Here is an 18,807-nt window from a genome sequence, read left to right as displayed (position 1 = left end):
GCTACAGGGCTTTCGCGGCGTGGCGTCGCGCTACCTGACCAATTACCTGGGCTGGCGCTGGGCGCTGGATGGAAAGCGAGTTATTTTGCCGGAGCAATTGCTTTGCATTGCTATCAGTGTCATCAACAGATAACACTGACTGAGCCATGAAAAACGGCGTCCATCGGACGCCGTTCAACTTGCTACCAACAACCTTTACTGCCCGACATTACTCGGCAGCGGACGCACATTCGTCACCGCATGCCACAGATGCTGCCACCAGTGATCGCGCGAATTGACCGTGACGAGACAGGCCTTGTCGACACCGGACTTGAAGACCATGTCGGGGCACTTGTTCGTCGCCAGCGCATGACGCTGGTTTTCGGCATTGACCAGCGCGATGGCCAGCCAGATGGCCACCAGGGCGAAGATCGCCGCCAGCGACCACGCGACATGGTTCACGCGGCTGGTCTCAAACAGCTCTTCCTCTTTGGGCCGTGACCCTTCATAGATCTTGAGGATATCGCGTTCGACGTCGTTGGTCATTTGGTCTGGGCTGCTTTCGTTACCAGTGCATCGAGGACCTGGCCAGTGGCCGTCATCAGCTGGCCCATGTCCTGGATCTTGTTCGATTGTGCCACAGTAGCCGGCGACACGACGTATTTACCATCGATGACGACGGTCGGCGTGCTGCTTGCTTTGTACGCTTCGGCAACAGCCGGCAGACGCTTGAGCTTGGTCTGCACGCCGAACGAGTTCCAGGCTTCCATGAACTTGGCCTTGTCCAGCCCGTTCGAGGTTGCCCAGGCGATGATGTCCTCATCCTTCATCAGGCGCTTGCGCTCGACGTGCACGGCGCGGAACACGCGGTCATGGTACTGCTCCAGCTTGCCCATGGCGTCGAGCGTCAGGAACAGGCGTGCTTCCGGGTCGCTTGGGCCCTGGAATGGCAGCGGGATGCGGCGCATCACGATGTTGTCACCCTGCTTCTTGATCCATGCATTGAGCGTCGGCTCGAACGCATTGCAGGCGCCGCAGTGGTAGGCGAAGAATTCGACGACTTCGACCTTCTTGCCGACGGTCTGGGTCGGCTGCGGCGCGGCCAGCACGGTGTATTCGGAACCGACGCGTGGATCAGTCGGCGAAGCATTGGCGAAACCGGCAACCAGGGCGGCAGCAACGAGGGCAAAACGCAGAGTGCGCATAACATCCTTCCACATATATGATTGAGCGAACGATCGCGAGATTACCACTTTTTGCCCTTTCCCTGTCTGCAGGGCGCGATTTATTGCATTTGCTTACCGCTGAAACATGCATGCAAATACATCAGCCGTCCGCGCCCGGCAGAACATGGATCAGAAGTCGTAACGCAGCGACACCTTCAGCTGTCGGCCATCGCTCGGATAAATCCCGGCGCGGCAGCTGAACGCATAGCTGTAGTGCTGGCGATCGAGCAGATTCAGGCCCGATACCGACGCTTCCCATGGGCCGAAGCGGCGCGCATAGCGGGCGTCGACCGTCGTGTACGACGGCACGCGGGCGTCACAACTGTTGGCGAAGTCGTCACCGAAACGCTGGCTGGCCACCCACTGCGCGCCGACATCGGCGCTCTGGCCATTGCCCGGCGTCCAGGCCAGGCGCGTCGTCACGACGTGTTTCGGCACCAGCACCATCTCGCGGCCGGCGTTCGGGCCATCACGGAACTCGGACTGCACGTACTGCCAGGCACCGGTCAGGCGCAGGTTGTTCGCCAGCAGCGCCTGCCCTTCGACTTCGACACCCTGGCGACGGGTCGGGTCGAGATTGGTGTTGATGCCAAAGCCGCCGGCCAGCGTCGGATCGAAGAAGATTTCGTTCGTCAGGCGGTGACGGAACACGCGCGCTGTGGCCTTGCGCGCGTCGTTGCCGAAGGCGACGCCCAGTTCGAGGTCGCGCGAGGTTTGCGGCGCCAGCACGTCCGTCGTGGCGCGGTACGAGTTTTCGTCGATGTTGGCGATGCGGTAACTGCGGCCGGCCTTGGCGAACACGGTCACGTCGCGCGCGACGTCGAAGCTGCCTTCGACCGTGAACGCATTGACCGACTGCTCGGTGTCTTCCGGGGCGGTGAACGCGAGCGGGTCGGCGTAGTCCTTGTCGAAACGTTCATGGCGCGCGCCAACGGCCAGGCGCGCATTGTGCGGCGCGTTCCAGGTCAGTTCGTCGCGCACGTAGATCGCCTTGGACGCCTGTTTGGCGTCGCCTGCCGAGAAGCTCGACGTTACTTGGCGATCCCAGCGGGTCAGGTCGATCCCGGTGACGAATTCATTGCGCTTGTCGCCGAGCGTGGCTGTGTGGCGCAGACGTAGCGAGAACTGGGTCTGCTCGGACTGGTAGCGCAAGGCCGATGGGAAGCCCGAGAACACATATGTCGAACCGACATCGCGCTCGCGGTGCGACAGTTCGGCCGCCAGTTCGATGGCGCCGATGCGGTGTTCGACGAACGCGCTGACACGGTCGGTGTCGAGCGAGCCGAAATCATCCGGCGTGTTGCTTTGGGTCGGGTTGGCCTGGAACTGTGCCTCGTTCAGCGAACCCGGCAGGCGCGAGTCCGAGCGCGAGCTCTCGAAACGCAGGCCAGCGCGGCCGTTCGAGGCGTACGCATATTGCACGCCGCCGCTGAAGCTCGTCTGCTCGTACTTGTTGTTGTCGCGGTAGTTGTCGGTGCGGCGGTCGGCCACGGCGGCGTCGAACGACCACGGGCCGGCGCCATGCGCGATCGAGGCGCGCAGGTCGAGCGCATCGAAGCGCCCGCCTTCCACGAACAGGGTGCCGCGCGTGCCGCTGCCTTGCGGACGGCGGGTGAAAATCTGGATCACGCCGCCGGTGGCGCCATCGCCGTACAGCACGCTGCTGCCGCCGCGCGTGATCTCGATGCGCTCGACCGTGTCGACCGGGATGCTCGAGAGCACCGTGCTGGCCAGCTCATTTTCATTCAGGCGCACGCCGTCGACCATCACGACCACGTTTTGCGCGCTGTTGGTGCCGAAGCCGCGCAGGTCCAGGCTGAAGTCGGGCGAGCCGTCCAGGCTCTGGCGACCGAAGACGCCGCCAATCTTGCGGATGGCCGCGTTGACGTCGGCCACGCCGGCGCTGCGGATCTGGTCAGCGGTGATCACGGTGGCGCCGATTGGCGTGGCGGTGGCCGGGAAGCGGGCGGCGGTGACGACGACCGGCGCCAGCGTTTCCTGTGCGGTGGCGATGGTGGCGAAGGTGGACACGGCGAAGGCGCACGCCACAACGAGGGGCGCGCGGCGCGCGGGAGCTGCAAAAGTCATGATGAGTGTGTTCTCGGTAAAGGGCGCCCCGCTGCGTCCCCGCAGCCTGGCGTCGAAGGAAGCGCCTTGCGCTTCCACCTGTCCTGGCCGGTATCCGGGCTGGCAAGCGGACGCCCTCACCTTCCTGTCGTGCGGACAGTGGTTATCGAGATTGTCTGCCGCGGCGCAGGATGTGCGGACGCGGCGCTTGTTGACCGTTGCGGGGGCAGCACACTTCCAGGACGGCGCGCGGCGCAGCCCTGTCGTGTTTCCCGTTTAACTTCGCGCGCTGGAATGCGCGCGAGAGCACCAAAACGGCGCGATTATACCGTGTCGGCACGCGCCCTGGCGGGTCAGCTGCCGCGCTTGCCGCGCGACTGCTCTTCGAGCTTGGCAGCGAGCTTCTCGGCGGCCAGGCGGGCTTTCTCGGCCACTTCGGCCGCGTGCAGGACCAGGCTGGCTGCGCGCGAATCCGGCGTTTCCAGGCTGATGCGGCCCAGGGCGCCCTGGCGGTAATCCTGCAGCAGCGAGTGCGCCGCCTTTTCGTAGTCGTACTCACCGCCGCGTACACGGAAGCCCCGGCGCATCGCCACGCCTTCGATGACGCCGACACCATCCATGCCCTCCGTTTTCAGGCCATAGCGCGCGGTGAGCAGGTGCGGGTAGCGCTGCAGCAGCAGCTCGCCCAGGTATTCGGCCACTTCTTCTTCGACCAGCGCATTGGTGCCAATGGCATGGCTTGCCGCCAGCATCAGGCCATCGGTGGCCATGGCGATCTTTGGCCACAGCATGCCGGGCGTGTCGACCAGGACCACGTTCTTGTTCAGGTACAGGCGCTGCTGGACCTTGGTGACGGCCGGCTCGTCGCCCACCTTGGCCACGCGTTTTTTCAGCAGCGCGTTCATCAACGTCGATTTGCCGACGTTGGGAATGCCCATGATCATGATACGCAGCGGCTTGGTCGGCACGCCGCGGTGCGGCGCCAGCGACAAGGCCAGATCGGGGATACGGGCGACGTCGGCCGGCTTCTTGGTCGTCATCGGGTAGGCGGTCACGCCTTCCTGCGCATCGTAATAGGCTTTCCAGGCGGCGGTGGCGACCGGATCGGCCAGGTCGATCTTGTTCAGGATCTTGAGGCTGGGACGCTGGCGGAACTTGCGCAACTGATCCACCAGTGGGTTGCAGCTCGCCTCGGGCAGGCGTGCATCGAGGACTTCGATCACCAGATCGATGTTCTCCATCTGCTCGGCCGCTTCCTTCTTGGCCGCGTTCATGTGGCCCGGGAACCATTGTATCGACATGCTGTTGCTTTCTTTATCTTTCGTTCAAGGTGCTATTTTACGCTGGTGGCGCGCGCGGGCGTCGCGAACCCGCCACAGCTGGTCTTTCTCTTGCACATGACGTTGAGCCGTTGCAACACTGTTGACATATTCGGCGTGCACACTGGCCCTTGGCCACGCATGGTGGCGGGACGCAGCGGAGACGACATATGCGCGCACGGGACAGACTGAAACGATCGATGGTGCGCTGGTATGGCGTCGGCTTGCTGTGCTGCGCCATCGCGGTGTCCGCGCTGGTCGAGTTGCCGCTGGTGCCTTACTGAACCAGCACCGGTTCGCTGCATTCAAGAGGCGGCAAGGTGGCCGCCGGATCGAACGCCGCCAAGCGCTCGCGCGCCGCCGCGCGGTCTTTCGCATACTCGGCCAGGTAGCGGCTCCGTTCCTCGCTCTGCCATACGTGATCGGGCACGCCGGCCAGCGACAGCGTGCGGCTCACCAGCACGGGGCCCTCACGGCGCGCCAGCAGCAGCCGATCCGGATCCGCGTTCTCACGCAGCAGATAGCCTTCGACATCGCGCAGCACGAGCGGCAATGGCGGCGCAGGATCGGCGTCGTGCAGCAGCTTGCCGTGCACGCGCAACGCGACCGACTGCATGCCCTGCCCCAATAGCTCGTTGAAGCTCGCCAGCGCAAACGGGCGGCCAAGCGCATCGTCGATGCGGCCGCTGACCACGTAGCGGCCAGCCAGGCGCACATCGAGCGGCAGCGTGAACTCAAGGGCGTCCGCGCCGATCGCTTCACGCGGCGCGCCCGCCCACACGGCCGGCAACTCGGGCGAATAAATCACGTCGAACAACACGACACCCGCACGGCCGGCCGCGCTGAAACGCACTTCGCTGCGGATGGTGCCGTGAAAGCCGGCCAGTGCGCCCGCCTGCGGCGCGAACGTGGCGCGCCAGTGGCCGTCATCATCCTGCGAAAACGCCAGCGTTACACGGGGCGCGGGGCGATTGCCCGTGGCGCCCATGCCCTGGGCCAGTGCGCGCGTGACCACCAGCGGCAGCGCGGCGCCGTGCGCGTCGACGGCGCGCAGCGAAAACTCGACCGTCTCGCCCGCCGCCAGGTAGACGCGCGACTGCGCGGTCTGCACCAGCACGCCCGGATCGCTGTCCCCGCCATCGATGCGCATCGGGTTCGATTCGCGCACCGGCTGGTTCGGATACAGCTGGTCGGGATGCTGCGCGGCCGGACGCGATGCATGCGGGTAGCGGGTGTGCTGGAGGTAGCTGCAATAGGTGTGCTGCGTCAATCGAACCTGCCCGGCAAGCTGACGGCGGCGCACGGTACGGTCGTCGCCGGCGGGGGTCATGACCGGCACCGGCCCGAGAAAATGCAATCCAGCCGGCGGCGCCGACGCTGCAAGTGGCAGCGCCGGATCGTCCTCGCGCCAGAACAGTCCAACCATGAGCGCACCGGCGACAAACAGTGCCAGCCAAACGAGGCGGCGCCTAGTTGGCCGTATCGACCATCGCGTCACGCATGACTCCGATGATGCCGGCCCAGTTGCCGTCGCCATAGTGGTTGAAGCGTTCACCGTCGTCGCGGAACACGACCGAGTGCCAGCTCCACTTGACACTCCCGCCCTGGTTTGGCGCGGTGCCCAGGCGCAAATCGTCGCACAGCCAGTCACCCGGATTACACAGCGAACGGCCTGCATTGCCGGCCACGCCGCCGCTGCTGTGGTAGGCCACGACTTCGTCGTCCTGGCCCCGTAGCAGGAACGAGTACGCGGTGCCGCGCGCGCCCGCGTAGCGATAGAACCAGACGTTGCGGGTGTCGTTGTGGTTGTACATGGCGCGCGCGGTGCTGGTCTTGAGGTCTTGCACGAGCGGCTCGGAGGTGGTCCAGGCGCCGGCGTTGGCGAGCTCGGAGCCGCCCGCCGCGCCAGCCGCAACGCGCACCCATTTGAGGTTCCAGCCGGTCTGCACGCCGCCGCTGGCGGCGCATACACCGCTGGCGTTCGCGCTGGCGTTCGTCACGGCGCGCGCCGAACCGCCGTCATTGGCCAGCGTGTACCCGAGCAGCAGGTCGCCCGCGCTATAGGCGGCGACATAGCACCAGTTCTGGCCCGTGCAGAAACAGTCGAGCGCATCGCGCACGCGCCCGCTTTGCGAGGCAATGCTGCTGCGGCCATCCCAGTTGACTGCCTGCTTGTTGACGCCGGCAGGGGTAGCGGCCGGGCCCCAGTAGCGAAAGTCGCTGTAGTTGCCAGGCGCGCCGCCGCCGCTGCGACCGTTGATCCAGAGCGTGTAGTTGGTGGCGCCCGCCACGGTGCTGGCCAGCAGCAGGCACAGGGTGCAGAAGATGTAGAGGGCGTACGGGATGCGGCGGTGTTTCATGCTGGTCTCCTCGCTCATGCTGGTCTCCTCGCTGCCCGGCGCGTGCCGGTGCTACGTTAGAGAGCAGAATGCCGCCGCGGTTCCCGGCTATTCGAGATCGGCCAGCACCTTCAGGTGCGCCACGACGCTGCGCGCCAGCGACGACAGCTCGTAGCCGCCTTCGAGACAGCTGACGATCCGCCCGCCGGCGTATTGGTTGGCCACCGCCAGCACCTGCCGCGTGATCCACGCATAGTCCGCCTCGACCAGCCCGATGCCGCCCATATCGTCGTCGCGATGGCCATCGAAGCCGGCCGAGACAAAAATCATCTGCGGCTTGAAAGCATGCAGCGCCGGCAGCCACTGCTCCTGCACCAGCTGGCGCACGGTGTCGCCCTCGCAGCGCGCCGGCACCGGCACGTTCACGCAGGTGGCGGTAATCGGTTCGGGCTCGGTGTAGGGAAAGAACGGATGCTGGAAGAAGCTCGCCATCAGCACGCGCGGATCGTCACGAAACGCGTCGGCCGTGCCGTTGCCGTGGTGGACATCGAAGTCGATGATCGCCACGCGCTTCAGCCCATGCGCCTCGAGCGCGTGGCGCGCGGCGATGGCCACGTTGTTGAAGAGGCAGAAGCCCATCGGCTCGGTCGGCGTGGCGTGGTGGCCCGGCGGGCGCACCGAGCAGAAGGCGTTGGTGACCGTGCCGGCGATGACGTCGTCGGTTGCCGCCACCGCGGCGCCGGCTGCGCGCAGCGCCGCCTGGTAGCTGTACTGGTTGAGCGACGTATCGCCATCGAGCGGGTAGTAGTCGCCCGGCGTGGCGGGCACATGATCGCGCACCAGCGCCAGCGCGCCCGCCGTGTGGTTGCGCAGGATCTGCGCGGTGTCGGCCAGCGGCGCACTGCGCTGCTCGATCAGGCCATCCAGGCGCGCCAGGATCAATTGGTCGTCAATCGCCCGCAGGCGGGCCGGGGACTCGGGATGCCAATCGCCCATCTCGTGCCGCAGGCAGTCGGGGTGGCTGTAAATCGCTGTACTCATGATGCTCGGTCTCCGCCTGTGCTCATCCATTCACACCTTGCCGCGCCGTTCTCGCATAGAATCCCTTGGGACGGCTGTTGCTGTCGACGTATGAAGATTGCCAATGACGCTAATCTACCACGGCAGGCCACAGCGCTGCTGTGCCGCCTTGTCAATCATGCATGCGCGCCAGGTTCGCCAACCTGTTCCATGTACCGAATAACGTAAAGCCAACCATGTTCAACAAATTGCACGCCGTCGCACGCCAGGTCAACCAGGTGGTGGTCGGCAAGGACCAGCAAGTGCGCCTGGCCCTGACCTGCCTGCTGGCCGGCGGCCACCTGCTGCTCGACGACCTGCCGGGCGTCGGCAAGACCACGCTGGCGCACGCGCTGGCCATTTCGCTGGGCCTGCGCTTCAACCGCGTACAGTTCACGAGCGATTTGCTGCCGGCCGACGTGGCCGGCATCTCGATCTACGAGCGCGAAAAGAACGAGTTCGTGTTCCACCCTGGTCCGATCTTCACGCAGGTGCTGCTGGCCGACGAGATCAACCGCGCCACGCCCAAGACCCAGTCGGGCCTGCTCGAAGCCATGGAAGAACACCAGGTCTCGGCCGATGGCGTCACGCGCGCGCTGCCCGAGCCCTTCTTTGTCATCGCCACGCAGAACCCGGCCAACCAGGTCGGCGTGTTCCCGCTGCCCGAGTCGCAGCTCGACCGCTTTCTGATGTGCCTGACGCTGGGCTACCCGGACGCCGCCGCCGAACGCGCGTTGCTGATGGGCGAAGACCGGCGCGCGATGCTCAAGACCCTGCAGCCGGCGATGCAGGCCACCGAGCTGGCCGCGGCACGGCATCAGCTGCGCACGATCCACGCGTCAGACGCGCTGATCACGTATGTGCAGGCGCTGGCGCAGGCGTCGCGCCAGAACGGCATGTTCGCCGAAGGCCTGTCCCCACGCGCCGCGATCGCGCTGCTGCAGGCCGGGCGCGCCTGGGCTGCGCTCGAAGGGCGCGATCACGTGATCCCCGAAGATATCCAGGCCGTGCTGGTGCCGGTTTGTGCGCACCGCCTGCGGCCACTGCGCGCCGCGCACGGCACCGCGCTGGCCAGCCGCGACCTGGTGCTGCAACTGCAAAAGGCGGTCCCGGTCTGATGGCGCTGGCGCTACGGGGCTGGTTGCGCCGCACGGCCGGCACATGGCTGCCGCGCGGCGGCGCACTCGACGCGGGCGAGGTGGTCATCAGCCAGCGCCGCGTGTTCATCGTGCCGTCGCGCGCGGGCCTGGGCTTCGTGCTGCTGCTGGCCGTGCTGCTGGTCGGCTCGGTCAATTACGGGCTGGGCCTGGGCTTCGGCCTCACCTTCCTGGCTTTGTCGTGCGCACTGGTCGACATGGTCGGCACCTACCGCAATCTGGCGCAGCTGCGCCTGCAACAGGGCCGCACGGCGCCCGTGTTCGCGGGCGAGGTCGCGCAGTTCGAGCTGCATGTGATCAACCGCACGCGCCTGGCGCGCTACGCCGTGCGGGCCGACTTTGCCGACTGGCCCGAGCCACGCCACGTCGCCGACATCGCCGCCGGCACGCAGGCCACCGTCACCCTCACGCTGCCGACCACGGCGCGTGGCTGGGCGGCGCCGGCGCGCGTGAAGCTGTCGACGCGCTTTCCCCTTGGCCTGTTCGTCGCCTGGAGCTACTGGCGGCCGGCCGCGCGCGTGCTGGTCTACCCACGCCCCGAAGACGGCGCACCCGGCCTGCCGCTGCAGGGCGGCGGCGGCAACAGCGTGCGCACGGCCGGCCATGACGACTTTGCCGGCGTGCGCAATTACCAGGCGGGCGACTCGCCGCGCCAGATGGCCTGGCGCCAGATCGCGCGGCTCGATCCCAGCATCGGCGGCCAGCTGGTGACGAAACACTTCGAAGGCGGTGGCGGCGACGAACTGGTGCTCGACTTCGACCGCCTGCCACGCAACCTTGACATCGAACTGCGCCTGGCGCGCCTGACGCGCTGGGTGCTGGATGCCGAAAGCCGCGCCCTGCCCTATGCCTTCTACCTGGGCGCCGTGCGCATCGATGCCGGCAGCGGCGCGGCGCACCAGGCCGCATGCCTGCGCGCGCTCGCTTTGTACGGCATCGAGGGCCGCGCATGAACGTCCTGCGTACTCCGCTGCCACGCGACAAGGCCGACACACTCCTGCTCCTGGGGAGCGCGGTGCTGGTGCTGGCGCCACACGCACTGCATCTGCCGTGGTGGGTGTCGCTGCTGTGCGCGGCCACGCTGGGCTGGCGCGCCGCCATCACGCTGCGCGGCAAGCGCATGCCCAGGACCATCGTCCTGCTGCCGATCGCCATTGCCGCCATGGTCGGTGTGCAGTTCAGCTACGACACGCTGCTCGGCAAGGATGCCGGCGTGGCGATGCTGGTGCTGCTGGTGGCCTTCAAGATGCTCGAGATGCACGCGCGGCGCGACCTGTTCGTCGTGGTGTTCCTGTGCTTCTTCCTGGTGCTCACCAACTTCTTTTACGCGCAGGGGATCGGCACGGCCATCATGATGATCGCGTCGGTGCTGCTGCTGCTGGCCACGCAGCTGTCGTTCCAGTTCACCGGCGCGGTGCCGCCGCTGCGCACGCGCCTGGCGATGGCCGCGCGCATGCTGGCCTTTGCGGCGCCGATTGCGATCGCGCTGTTTTTCGTGTTCCCGCGCATCCAGGGCCCGCTGTGGAGCATGCCGGGCGGCCCGGGCGCCGGCACCTCGGGCTTGTCGGACCAGATGGCGCCGGGCCAGATGTCGAACCTGGCGCTGTCCGAAGAACCGGCGTTCAGGGTACGCTTCTTTGGCCGCCCGCCACTGCCGCCCCAGTTGTACTGGCGCGGCCCCGTGCTCGACGCCTTCGATGGCCTGACCTGGCGTCGCGGCGACAACATCGCATCGGGCCGCAACCTGCGCCTGTCGGTCGGCGGGCCGGGACTGGAATACGAAGTCACGCTCGAACCATCTCAGTCGCGCTGGGTGTTCGCGCTCGAGATGCCGGGCGAATTGCCCGTCGTGCCGGGCCACGAGCTGCGCATCTCGCCCCAGTTCGAACTGACGGCCGACACGCCGCTGGCGAGCCGCGTGCGCTACCGCGCCAGCTCGCATGTCGAGTATGCGCTGCAGAATGGTCCTGTGCTCGCTGACACCAATCGCTGGCTGCTGCTGCCGTATGGCTTCAACCCGCGCGCACTGGCTGCCGGCATGGCCTTGCGCGCGCTGGGCGACCCGGCCGCACGGGTGGACGCCGTGCTGCGCCAGTTCCGCGAGCAGCCGTTTGAATACACGCTGGCCCCGCCGCTGCTGGGGCGCCATACGGTCGACGAATTCCTGTACGGGACGCGCTCCGGCTTTTGCGAACATTACTCGGGCGCGTTCGTGTTTTTGATGCGCGCGGCCGGCGTGCCGGCGCGCGTGGTGACCGGCTACCAGGGGGGCGAGCTCAATCCCATCGACGGCTTCATGACGGTGCGCCAGTCGGATGCCCACGCCTGGGCCGAAGTCTGGATCGCGGGCCGCGGCTGGTTGCGCGTGGATCCGACGGCGGCGGTGGCGCCGGAGCGCGTGCAGTCGGGGACGAACCGGGCCACGGAGCGGCCCGCGCCATTCGGCATCGACGCGCTGCGCGGCGTGAACCCGTTCGGACTGCAAGCCGGCGCCTGGCTGGCCGATGTGCGTAACGCGATGGGCGCGCTCAACAACGGCTGGAACCAGTGGGTACTGAACTACACGCCGGAACGCCAGCGCAGCGTCGTGCAGGGCTTGCAGGACAAGTTGCTCGGCTGGCCGTTCGGCGTCGCGCTGGTGCTGGCCGGATTGGCCTGGTGGGGCATGAAAATTTTGCGGCGCCGTCGCGAAATCGACCCGATCGATGCTCTATACTCGGTCTTGTGCAAGCGCCTGGGCCAGGCCGGCCTGCCGCGCGCACAAGACGAAGGGCCCAGCGCCTACGCGGCGCGCATCCTCGCCACCGACGCTGCTACCGCCGCCGGCGCGCAGCCCCTGAGCCCGCCCGCCCGCGAGGCCGCCATCGCCTTCCTGCGTCGTTACAGCGCCTGGCGCTACGCCGCGCCCGCAGCCGATCCCCGGCTCCACACCACCTTGAAACGTCTATTGTCGCAAGTCAGATGAAATTAATTGTTACCCTGTTCGCCGCGCTCGCGCTTGCCGCCAGCGCGCATGGCGATGCGCTCGCCGCCCCTTCTTCCGACAGCCAGGCGCGCAGCGCGCAAGCCAAGACCAAGGCCGCCAAAGCCAAAGCCGCAGCGAAAGCCAAGTCGACGAACGCCAAATCGTCCAAGGCGCGCCGCACGGCCGCCAAGGCTGTGCCAGTCGCGGCAGCCGGCGCCGCCGTGGCCAGCGTCGTCGATACCGACAACGAGCACGTCAACTTTCTGGAATGGCAACCGGTGCGCGAATTCATCGACGGAATGGTGACGCAGCACGGCTTTGAACGCGCGGCGCTCGAGACGCTGTTTGGCCAGGTGCGCTACATCGATACGGCCGTGCAGCTGGTCAAGCCGGCGCCGCCGGGCAAGCCGAAGAACTGGCAAGCCTACAGCGCCCGCTTCATCGAGCCGATCCGCATCCGCGCCGGCGTGCGCTTCTGGGAAGCCAACGCCGAAGCGCTCAAGCGCGCCGAAGCAGCGTATGGCGTGCCGGCCGAGATCATCGTCGGCATCATTGGCATCGAAACCATCTATGGCCGCGACACCGGGCGCTTCCGCGTGCTCGACTCGCTCACCACGCTGGCGTTCGCCTATCCGGCCGCACCGAACCAGGCTGCGCGCCAGGCGTTCTTCCGCGATGAGCTGGCCAACACGCTGGTGCTGGCACGCGAGCGCGGCTACGACCCGTTCTCGCTGCTCGGCTCGTTCGCCGGTGCAGTCGGTCTGCCGCAATTCATGCCGAGCAACATCCTCAAATACGGTGTGGACTTCGACAACGATGGCCGCGTCGATCTGCGTGGCTCCAGCGTCGATGCAATCGGCAGCGTCGCCAACTTCCTGATCCAGCATGGCTGGAACCCCGAGCACCGCGGGCCGACCGCGTACGCCGCCGACGTCTCGCCAGCACGCGCCTGGGAATCGCTGCTCGGACTCGGTCTGGAAGCGACGCTGAAACCGGAAGCGCTGCGCGCTGCTGGCGTGGTCACCAGCACGCCGCTGCCGGCGGAGAACCTGTACGGTTTAATTGACCTGCAAAATGGCGCTGAGCCGACCGAGTACTGGGTCGCCAACGATAATTTTTATGCCATCACCAAATACAATCGCAGTTATTTCTATGCAATGTCGGTAGTCGACCTGGGACGTGCGGTACGCGCTGCCCGGCCAGAGTGAGGCACGTCACGCTCCCTTTCCAAGCGGGAAATTTTGTAATCCTTTGTAACAAGTTTCCCTCCAACTTTCAATATTGCTGACCAGCACCCGCTCGCATACTCCCCAGGGGTATGCGCAGGTATCTTGCCATTATTCGTAGTAAATATATTACGAATGTAGTCATACCCCCCATTTTCTTTCCATTAAGTCAGCAATTCCCATACTGTGCGGCATCAAATGCTGGATGCCCGTACACTATTGATTAATCAAAAAACAATAGTTGTTTCACGTGACTATATGAGAGAATTGCATTGCGGCTATTGTTGCAAGTAGACAACGATAACCGAATCGAAAGAAACGATTCCGGCTTGCTCATGAGTATCGGTATCGAAATAGTTGTACAATTGAATAGAAATTTACGAAAGTAAAACCGGACTCGACGTTGTAGATGTTGATGACTCCGCACTAACCCCTAAGGACTATGAATCATGACTAACCAAGTCGGCATTGATATGAACAGCGATTCGGAAGGCGACGAGCTGCTTCAGTACAACCCGAATCGCCTGCTCGATACGCTGATCGAGAACCTGCGCCTGAAGAACGACGCAGCGCTGTCGCGCGCACTGGAAGTGGCGCCGCCGGTGATCTCGAAAATCCGTCACCACCGCCTGCCAGTCGGCGCCTCGCTGCTGATCCGCATGCACGAGGTGAGCGACCTGTCGATCCGCGACCTGCGCTACCTGATGGGCGATCGCCGTGCAAAATTCCGCATCAGCGACAAGCAGTTCAAGCCAAAAGAAGGCGCAGTCCCGGCAATGAAGGACTGAGCAACGCCGGGCGCTTCCGGGCGCCTGCGTTGTTCGTCTGGCCAGGATTGAACGGGCCGTCGCCATATGGTACGGCCGGAACCAGTAGTGCATACGCCCGCGCGGGCGTATGAGCCGCCGCATTGGCGGACGACCGAAGGAAATTGGCTTGGAGCCGATGGAAAGGTCTAGGCAGTCCAAGGACTGATTCACAAAGCCGCCCGGGCATCAGGCGGCTTTTTTTATGGGCACAGTCAACGCGGTATTCACATTGGCCGTGCCATTGCTTCAGGCAGGAAACACACCCGTGGACAGGTAGCGATCGCCCCGGTCGCAGACGATGAATACGATGGTCGCGTTCTCGACGGTCTGCGCGATGCGCAGCGCCACTTCACAGGCGCCGGCGGCCGAGATGCCGCAGAAGATACCCTCTTCGGCTGCCATGCGGCGCGCCATCTGCTCGGCCGCTGCCTGGCTCACGCTCTCGACCTGGTCAACGCGCGCCTTGTCATAGATCTTGGGCAGGTAGGCTTCGGGCCACTTGCGGATACCCGGGATCGACGAGCCTTCTTCGGGCTGCGCGCCGATGATACGCACGGCCTCGTTCTGTTCCTTCAGATAGCGCGACACGCCCATGATGGTGCCGGTGGTACCCATGGCGCTGACGAAGTGCGTGACGCGCCCTTCGGTGTCACGCCAGATTTCCGGGCCGGTGCTCTCGTAGTGCGCGCGTGGATTGTCGTCATTGGCGAACTGGTCGAGGATGATGCCCTGGCCGTCTTTCTGCATCTGCTCGGCCATGTCGCGCGCGTATTCCATGCCGCCGGTCTTTGGCGTGAGGATGATCTGCGCACCGTAGGCGGCCATGCTCTGACGCCGCTCGATCGACAGATTGTCGGGCATCAGCAGGATCATCTTGTAGCCGAGGATGGCCGCAGCCATCGCCAGCGCGATGCCGGTATTGCCGCTGGTCGCCTCGATCAGCGTGTCGCCCGGCTTGATCTGACCCCGCAGTTCGGCGCCGCGCAGCATCGACATCGCAGCGCGGTCCTTCACGGAACCAGCCGGGTTATTGCCTTCGAGCTTGCCCAGAATGATGTTGTTGCGGGCCGCGCACTCCGCGCCCGGCAGGCGCTGCAGCTGCACGAGCGGCGTGTTGCCGATCGTGGATTCGATGGTCTTGTATGCCATTGCGTTCTCTATTCCTTGCGATACCAAAACACCATTTTAATCCGAGACGCACACGGGCGTCGGCGCAGCCGCCGGTCACGACTGCAAACGCCAGCAGGGAATGGTGTTCAGCGCGTACCCTGGCGCGTCAGCTGGCCTGGCATGGGGTTGGGATTCATGAAGTAACCGCAAATGCGGTTGACATCGATGATGGGTTCTTTGGCATCGGAAGCAAAGTTGGTGACGCGGCTTCGGCGCACCGCCAGTTTCCTCTTCGCCTGCTCGCACTCGTACGAGTTCGGGTCACCCTGCGGCGGCGCGATCGAGCCGACCGGCTCGGCCACGGCTGGCTGCAGGCCCGCACGCGCGTCGTCTGCACGCCAGTCCTGCACCGGTGCAGGCCGTGCTGCCTGCGGCGCACGCGTGACGACTGGCGGAAGTGCCTCCATCGTCGTGCGCTGCGCGCTGCGGGCGCAGCCCGAGTCGGAATAGGTCTTGGCCCCGGTTTTGGGATCGACGCATTTGTAGACCTGCGCCGCAGCCGGCGACGCGAGTGCGCACCCGCCCACCGCAATGATGCACATGACGATGGACGATTTCACGGTAGCGATACCGGCTCAGCGCAGCGGCAGCGGATACGTCGCGACGCTGACGTTACCGTCCTTGTCGACCGCCTGCACGCCGAAGAAGACATTGTCCTTCGACAGGTCGAGCGTGGCTTCCGTCACGTTGCCAACCCACTTCGAACCTTCCCAGTTGGCGCTGGTCGTGTCACGCCAGACGATGCGGTAGCCGGCCAGATCGGGCTCGCCATTCGCTTTCCAGACGAGGGTCGAATCATTGGTCAGGGCCGCAGTGCGCAGCTTGACCTCCTGCGGTGCGGCAGGCGCCATTGCGAGCGAGGCCATCGCGGCGCCATTCACGCGTGTGACCTTGGCGATGTAGTCGAAGTCGACGTGGTCGATCGTGTCGCCATACACCTTGCCGTTTTCGGTGCGCAGATCCTGGTGCTGGTGCGCGAAATCTTCGGCTGGTTCGGTAAAGCGCAGCGCGGCGTAGCCCTGCTCGAGGAACGGCATGTGGTCGCCCCCGCGCAGATAGCGGTCATGCCGCTGGATCACGCTGACCTTGAAGCCTTTCACGTAGCGCTCGCCCTGCTCCTTCGTGTGGCGCGCGAGCTGGCGCGAGAGCGAATCGTTCTCGCCGCCCGTGGCCACCAGCTGGCGCACGGCCTCGCTCATTTCCTTGGTCGCCGGGATACTCTGGGCGAACAGGCGCACCTGCTTGTTGTCGACCTTGCCGTCGTCGCCCTTCGAGCTGCCGATGATGTCGTTGGTGAACATGCCGGCCACGTTCCAGTTCTTTTCACGCGCGCCGACAGCCCAATGGCGGGCGCCGATCAGGCCCTGCTCTTCGGCGGCCACGGCCATGAACACCAGCGTCGCATCGAACTTGTACTTGGCCATCACGCACGCCAGTTCCATGATCGCGGCGGTGCCCGATGCATCGTCGTTCGCGCCTGGCGCGTCCGAGGTGGCGTCCATCACGTCCGAAGCGCGCGAATCATAGTGACCGCTGACGACGTACATGCGCTCTTTGGAAGCGGCCTGCGTGCCGGGCAGCGTCGCGACGACGTTGACGATCTCGGTGGGCTTGGTGATGCGGGCCGAAACGGGCGCCACGTGGCTGTCATACGTGACCTGCAATGGCGTGCCGGCGCCGCAGCGCTCGAGCTCGGCCTTGATCCAGCGACGGGCAGCGCCGATGCCGCGCGTTGGCGACTCGGTCTCGGACATCGTATGGCGCGTGCCGAAGCTGACCAGCTTGCGGATATGGCCTTCGATGCGCTGCTGCGAGACTTCGCCGAGGATCTTCGTGATCTGGGCTTGCTGCGCGGTGATATCGGGTTGTTTCGGTGTGGCGGGCGTGGCCACTGGCGTAGCAGCTGAAGCGACGCCTGCAGCAGCCAGCAGGGCTGCCAACAAGGCGGTTGAAACACGGGCGTGAGGCATGACGACCTTTCTGATATTGATGTTCAAGCACGATCTTGAAGAGCTGGAACATCTTGCCACGCGCCCGTGACGCTGTCAGTCAATACATGTCATGTTGCGGTTTTTGTCTCTGCCGGTTTGGCCGCCGACTTGTCGCCCTTGGCGGCGGCGGGCTTGGCGGCGACACCTTCCTTGCCCTTGCCGTTGACCACCAGCCCGGACTGGCTCAGCTTGGCGGCCTTTTTATCGCCCAGACCCTTGACGCGCGTTTGCAGGTCGGGCCAGTCCTTGAACTCGCCCTTGGCGCGCTCGTCGAGGATGGCCTTGGACATGCTCGGCCCCACGCCCTTGACGCCATCGAGCGCGGCGACATCGGCTTTGTTCACGTCGACCTGGGCAAACGCCATGCTCCCCGAGACGGCCAGTGCGGCAAAGGCAAGCATCAGTTTCTTGATCATTGAATTTCTCCGTTGGTTGAAGACGCTGGACGGCGACGCCGCCCATCGGTCTTTCAACGGATCGCCCGGCGCGTCGTTGACGGGCCGGGCTTGAGGCAGATCAGGTGCGACTCAACCCGGAAACAGCTCGTCGCGGGTCACGGTGGCCGTGCCCAGCTTGCCGACGACGATGCCGCCGGCGCGGTTGGCCGTCACCAGCGCTTCGCCCAGCGGCGCGCCCGTGCCCAGCATCGTGGCCAGCGTCGCAATCACCGTGTCACCGGCGCCCGACACATCGAACACTTCGCGCGCGTCGGCGTTTACGTGCAGCACGTCATCGGCCGTGAACAGGCTCATGCCTTCTTCGGAGCGTGTCAGGAGCAGCGCATCCAGGCCCAGTTCCACGCGCAGCGCCTGCGCTTTTTCGAGCAACTGCGTCTCGCTCTTCCAGCCACCGACGACGCGCTGCAGTTCGGCGCGGTTGGGCGTCAGGATGCTCGCGCCCTTGTACGGCGTGAAGTCGTCGCCTTTCGGGTCCACCAGCACGATCTTGCCGGCGGCGCGCGCCAAGGCAATCATCTCGGCGACATTGACCAGCGCGCCCTTGTTGTAATCGGACAGGATGATCACGTCGTAATCGGGCAGCAGCGCCTTGAACTGGCTGAGCTTATCGCGCAGCACGGTCTCGGTGGGCGCGTCCTCGAAATCGATGCGCACCATCTGCTGCTGGCGGCCGATGACGCGCAGCTTGATGATGGTCGAGATGGCGTCGTCGCGCTTGAGGTAACTGTGGATGCCCGCGCCCTGCAGCAGGCGCTCGACCTCATCGCCCGCCTCATCGGCCCCCACCACGCCCAGCAGGCCCGTGTAGGCGCCCAGCGCGGCGGCATTGCGCGCCACGTTGGCAGCGCCGCCCAGGCGCTCCTCGCGCCGCTCGATGCGCACGACGGGCACCGGCGCTTCCGGGGAGATGCGCGAGACGTCGCCGAACCAGTAGCGGTCGAGCATCACGTCGCCCACCACCAGCAGGCGCACGGCGGACAGTTCAGGGGCCGCCTGCTGGCGATATTCGTCGGCCACCAGCAGGCGGCTCGGGGTCATGGGC

The 18,807-nt window shown here is 65.5% G+C and carries 17 protein-coding genes, 1 pseudogene and 1 riboswitch; of the genes and pseudogenes, 6 read left to right on the top strand and 12 right to left on the bottom strand.

What is annotated here, in order from left to right:
• Window positions 1–133: pseudogene (locus AC56LW_RS09330) on the top strand (IS1595 family transposase); the annotation flags it as partial.
• A gap of 62 nt (window positions 134–195) precedes the next feature.
• On the opposite strand, the gene AC56LW_RS09325 reads toward AC56LW_RS09330, so the two are convergent.
• The 7 genes from AC56LW_RS09325 to AC56LW_RS09295 all read right to left on the bottom strand — a co-directional run bounded on the left by AC56LW_RS09325 (window position 196) and on the right by AC56LW_RS09295 (window position 7,971).
• Window positions 196–525: a hypothetical protein gene (locus AC56LW_RS09325; RefSeq protein WP_183550134.1), complete on the bottom strand. Its 330-nt coding sequence runs from the start codon at window positions 523–525 to the stop codon at window positions 196–198.
• Window positions 522–1,184, bottom strand: coding sequence for a thiol:disulfide interchange protein DsbA/DsbL (locus AC56LW_RS09320; RefSeq protein ID WP_183550131.1), 663 nt, complete (start codon window positions 1,182–1,184; stop codon window positions 522–524). Before AC56LW_RS09320 ends, AC56LW_RS09325 begins: the two co-directional genes overlap by 4 nt.
• 150 nt (window positions 1,185–1,334) lie before the next feature.
• The gene (locus AC56LW_RS09315) at window positions 1,335–3,293 is read right to left on the bottom strand and encodes a TonB-dependent receptor (RefSeq protein WP_499633661.1); all 1,959 of its coding nucleotides are present in this window, start codon (window positions 3,291–3,293) and stop codon (window positions 1,335–1,337) included.
• Window positions 3,294–3,361: 68 nt separating this feature from the next.
• Window positions 3,362–3,600, bottom strand: a riboswitch (cobalamin riboswitch).
• A 25-nt stretch (window positions 3,601–3,625) separates the two neighbouring features.
• Complete coding sequence (ylqF, locus tag AC56LW_RS09310; protein ID WP_499633702.1) at window positions 3,626–4,546, bottom strand: ribosome biogenesis GTPase YlqF; 921 nt, start codon at window positions 4,544–4,546, stop codon at window positions 3,626–3,628.
• A 322-nt stretch (window positions 4,547–4,868) separates the two neighbouring features.
• On the bottom strand, window positions 4,869–6,017 hold the full coding sequence (locus tag AC56LW_RS09305) for a hypothetical protein (protein ID WP_499633659.1): 1,149 nt from the start codon (window positions 6,015–6,017) through the stop codon (window positions 4,869–4,871).
• Between the two features lie 43 nt (window positions 6,018–6,060).
• Window positions 6,061–6,969, bottom strand: a complete 909-nt coding sequence (locus AC56LW_RS09300; protein ID WP_499633657.1) for a hypothetical protein — start codon at window positions 6,967–6,969, stop codon at window positions 6,061–6,063.
• Between the two features lie 69 nt (window positions 6,970–7,038).
• Entirely contained in the window at window positions 7,039–7,971 is a 933-nt protein-coding gene (locus AC56LW_RS09295; RefSeq protein ID WP_499633655.1) for a histone deacetylase family protein, read from the bottom strand.
• 215 nt (window positions 7,972–8,186) lie between these two features.
• On the opposite strand from AC56LW_RS09295, the gene AC56LW_RS09290 reads away from it, so the two are divergent.
• From AC56LW_RS09290 to AC56LW_RS09270, 5 genes are all read left to right on the top strand, one after another.
• On the top strand, window positions 8,187–9,107 hold the full coding sequence (locus tag AC56LW_RS09290) for an AAA family ATPase (RefSeq protein ID WP_332530745.1): 921 nt from the start codon (window positions 8,187–8,189) through the stop codon (window positions 9,105–9,107).
• A complete protein-coding gene (locus AC56LW_RS09285; RefSeq protein WP_499633653.1) occupies window positions 9,107–10,099 on the top strand; it encodes a DUF58 domain-containing protein in 993 nt (330 codons plus the stop codon). Before AC56LW_RS09290 ends, AC56LW_RS09285 begins: the two co-directional genes overlap by 1 nt.
• Window positions 10,096–12,111, top strand: coding sequence for a transglutaminase TgpA family protein (locus AC56LW_RS09280; protein WP_499633651.1), 2,016 nt, complete (start codon window positions 10,096–10,098; stop codon window positions 12,109–12,111). Before AC56LW_RS09285 ends, AC56LW_RS09280 begins: the two co-directional genes overlap by 4 nt.
• The gene (gene mltB, locus AC56LW_RS09275; RefSeq protein WP_499633650.1) at window positions 12,108–13,319 is read left to right on the top strand and encodes a lytic murein transglycosylase B; all 1,212 of its coding nucleotides are present in this window, start codon (window positions 12,108–12,110) and stop codon (window positions 13,317–13,319) included. The genes AC56LW_RS09280 and mltB overlap by 4 nt, the downstream gene beginning before the upstream one ends.
• Before the next feature lie 467 nt (window positions 13,320–13,786).
• Entirely contained in the window at window positions 13,787–14,125 is a 339-nt protein-coding gene (locus tag AC56LW_RS09270) for a hypothetical protein (RefSeq protein WP_183550106.1), read from the top strand.
• 267 nt (window positions 14,126–14,392) lie between these two features.
• On the opposite strand, the gene cysM is transcribed toward AC56LW_RS09270, so the two are convergent.
• From cysM to rfaE1, 5 genes are all read right to left on the bottom strand, one after another.
• The gene (gene cysM / locus AC56LW_RS09265) at window positions 14,393–15,295 is read right to left on the bottom strand and encodes a cysteine synthase CysM (protein WP_499501472.1); all 903 of its coding nucleotides are present in this window, start codon (window positions 15,293–15,295) and stop codon (window positions 14,393–14,395) included.
• A gap of 107 nt (window positions 15,296–15,402) precedes the next feature.
• The gene (locus AC56LW_RS09260; protein ID WP_499633649.1) at window positions 15,403–15,876 is read right to left on the bottom strand and encodes a DUF4124 domain-containing protein; all 474 of its coding nucleotides are present in this window, start codon (window positions 15,874–15,876) and stop codon (window positions 15,403–15,405) included.
• 15 nt (window positions 15,877–15,891) lie between these two features.
• Window positions 15,892–17,286, bottom strand: coding sequence for a M20/M25/M40 family metallo-hydrolase (locus AC56LW_RS09255; RefSeq protein WP_332530740.1), 1,395 nt, complete (start codon window positions 17,284–17,286; stop codon window positions 15,892–15,894).
• 89 nt (window positions 17,287–17,375) lie between these two features.
• Complete coding sequence (locus tag AC56LW_RS09250; protein WP_499633647.1) at window positions 17,376–17,723, bottom strand: ComEA family DNA-binding protein; 348 nt, start codon at window positions 17,721–17,723, stop codon at window positions 17,376–17,378.
• Between the two features lie 111 nt (window positions 17,724–17,834).
• Entirely contained in the window at window positions 17,835–18,803 is a 969-nt protein-coding gene (rfaE1, locus tag AC56LW_RS09245; RefSeq protein ID WP_499633700.1) for a D-glycero-beta-D-manno-heptose-7-phosphate kinase, read from the bottom strand.
• Between the last annotated feature and the right edge of the window lie 4 nt (window positions 18,804–18,807).

This window comes from Telluria sp. LT2P80 (assembly GCF_059685955.1).
The sequence above is the reverse complement of the archived record's forward strand: the minus strand, read 5'-3'. Positions and strand labels throughout refer to the sequence as shown.

What these genes read in the sequence shown, in the direction of transcription:
- AC56LW_RS09325 (WP_183550134.1), bottom strand. Translation starts at nt 525, where the DNA reads ATGACCAACGACGTCGAACGCGATATCCTCAAGATCTATGAAGGGTCA.
- AC56LW_RS09320 (WP_183550131.1), bottom strand. Translation starts at nt 1,184, where the DNA reads ATGCGCACTCTGCGTTTTGCCCTCGTTGCTGCCGCCCTGGTTGCCGGT.
- AC56LW_RS09315 (WP_499633661.1), bottom strand. Translation starts at nt 3,293, where the DNA reads ATGACTTTTGCAGCTCCCGCGCGCCGCGCGCCCCTCGTTGTGGCGTGC.
- ylqF (WP_499633702.1), bottom strand. Translation starts at nt 4,546, where the DNA reads ATGAACGCGGCCAAGAAGGAAGCGGCCGAGCAGATGGAGAACATCGAT.
- AC56LW_RS09305 (WP_499633659.1), bottom strand. Translation starts at nt 6,017, where the DNA reads ATGGTTGGACTGTTCTGGCGCGAGGACGATCCGGCGCTGCCACTTGCA.
- AC56LW_RS09300 (WP_499633657.1), bottom strand. Translation starts at nt 6,969, where the DNA reads ATGAGCGAGGAGACCAGCATGAAACACCGCCGCATCCCGTACGCCCTC.
- AC56LW_RS09295 (WP_499633655.1), bottom strand. Translation starts at nt 7,971, where the DNA reads ATGAGTACAGCGATTTACAGCCACCCCGACTGCCTGCGGCACGAGATG.
- AC56LW_RS09290 (WP_332530745.1), top strand. Translation starts at nt 8,187, where the DNA reads ATGTTCAACAAATTGCACGCCGTCGCACGCCAGGTCAACCAGGTGGTG.
- AC56LW_RS09285 (WP_499633653.1), top strand. Translation starts at nt 9,107, where the DNA reads ATGGCGCTGGCGCTACGGGGCTGGTTGCGCCGCACGGCCGGCACATGG.
- AC56LW_RS09280 (WP_499633651.1), top strand. Translation starts at nt 10,096, where the DNA reads ATGAACGTCCTGCGTACTCCGCTGCCACGCGACAAGGCCGACACACTC.
- mltB (WP_499633650.1), top strand. Translation starts at nt 12,108, where the DNA reads ATGAAATTAATTGTTACCCTGTTCGCCGCGCTCGCGCTTGCCGCCAGC.
- AC56LW_RS09270 (WP_183550106.1), top strand. Translation starts at nt 13,787, where the DNA reads ATGACTAACCAAGTCGGCATTGATATGAACAGCGATTCGGAAGGCGAC.
- cysM (WP_499501472.1), bottom strand. Translation starts at nt 15,295, where the DNA reads ATGGCATACAAGACCATCGAATCCACGATCGGCAACACGCCGCTCGTG.
- AC56LW_RS09255 (WP_332530740.1), bottom strand. Translation starts at nt 17,286, where the DNA reads ATGCCTCACGCCCGTGTTTCAACCGCCTTGTTGGCAGCCCTGCTGGCT.
- AC56LW_RS09250 (WP_499633647.1), bottom strand. Translation starts at nt 17,723, where the DNA reads ATGATCAAGAAACTGATGCTTGCCTTTGCCGCACTGGCCGTCTCGGGG.
- rfaE1 (WP_499633700.1), bottom strand. Translation starts at nt 18,803, where the DNA reads ATGACCCCGAGCCGCCTGCTGGTGGCCGACGAATATCGCCAGCAGGCG.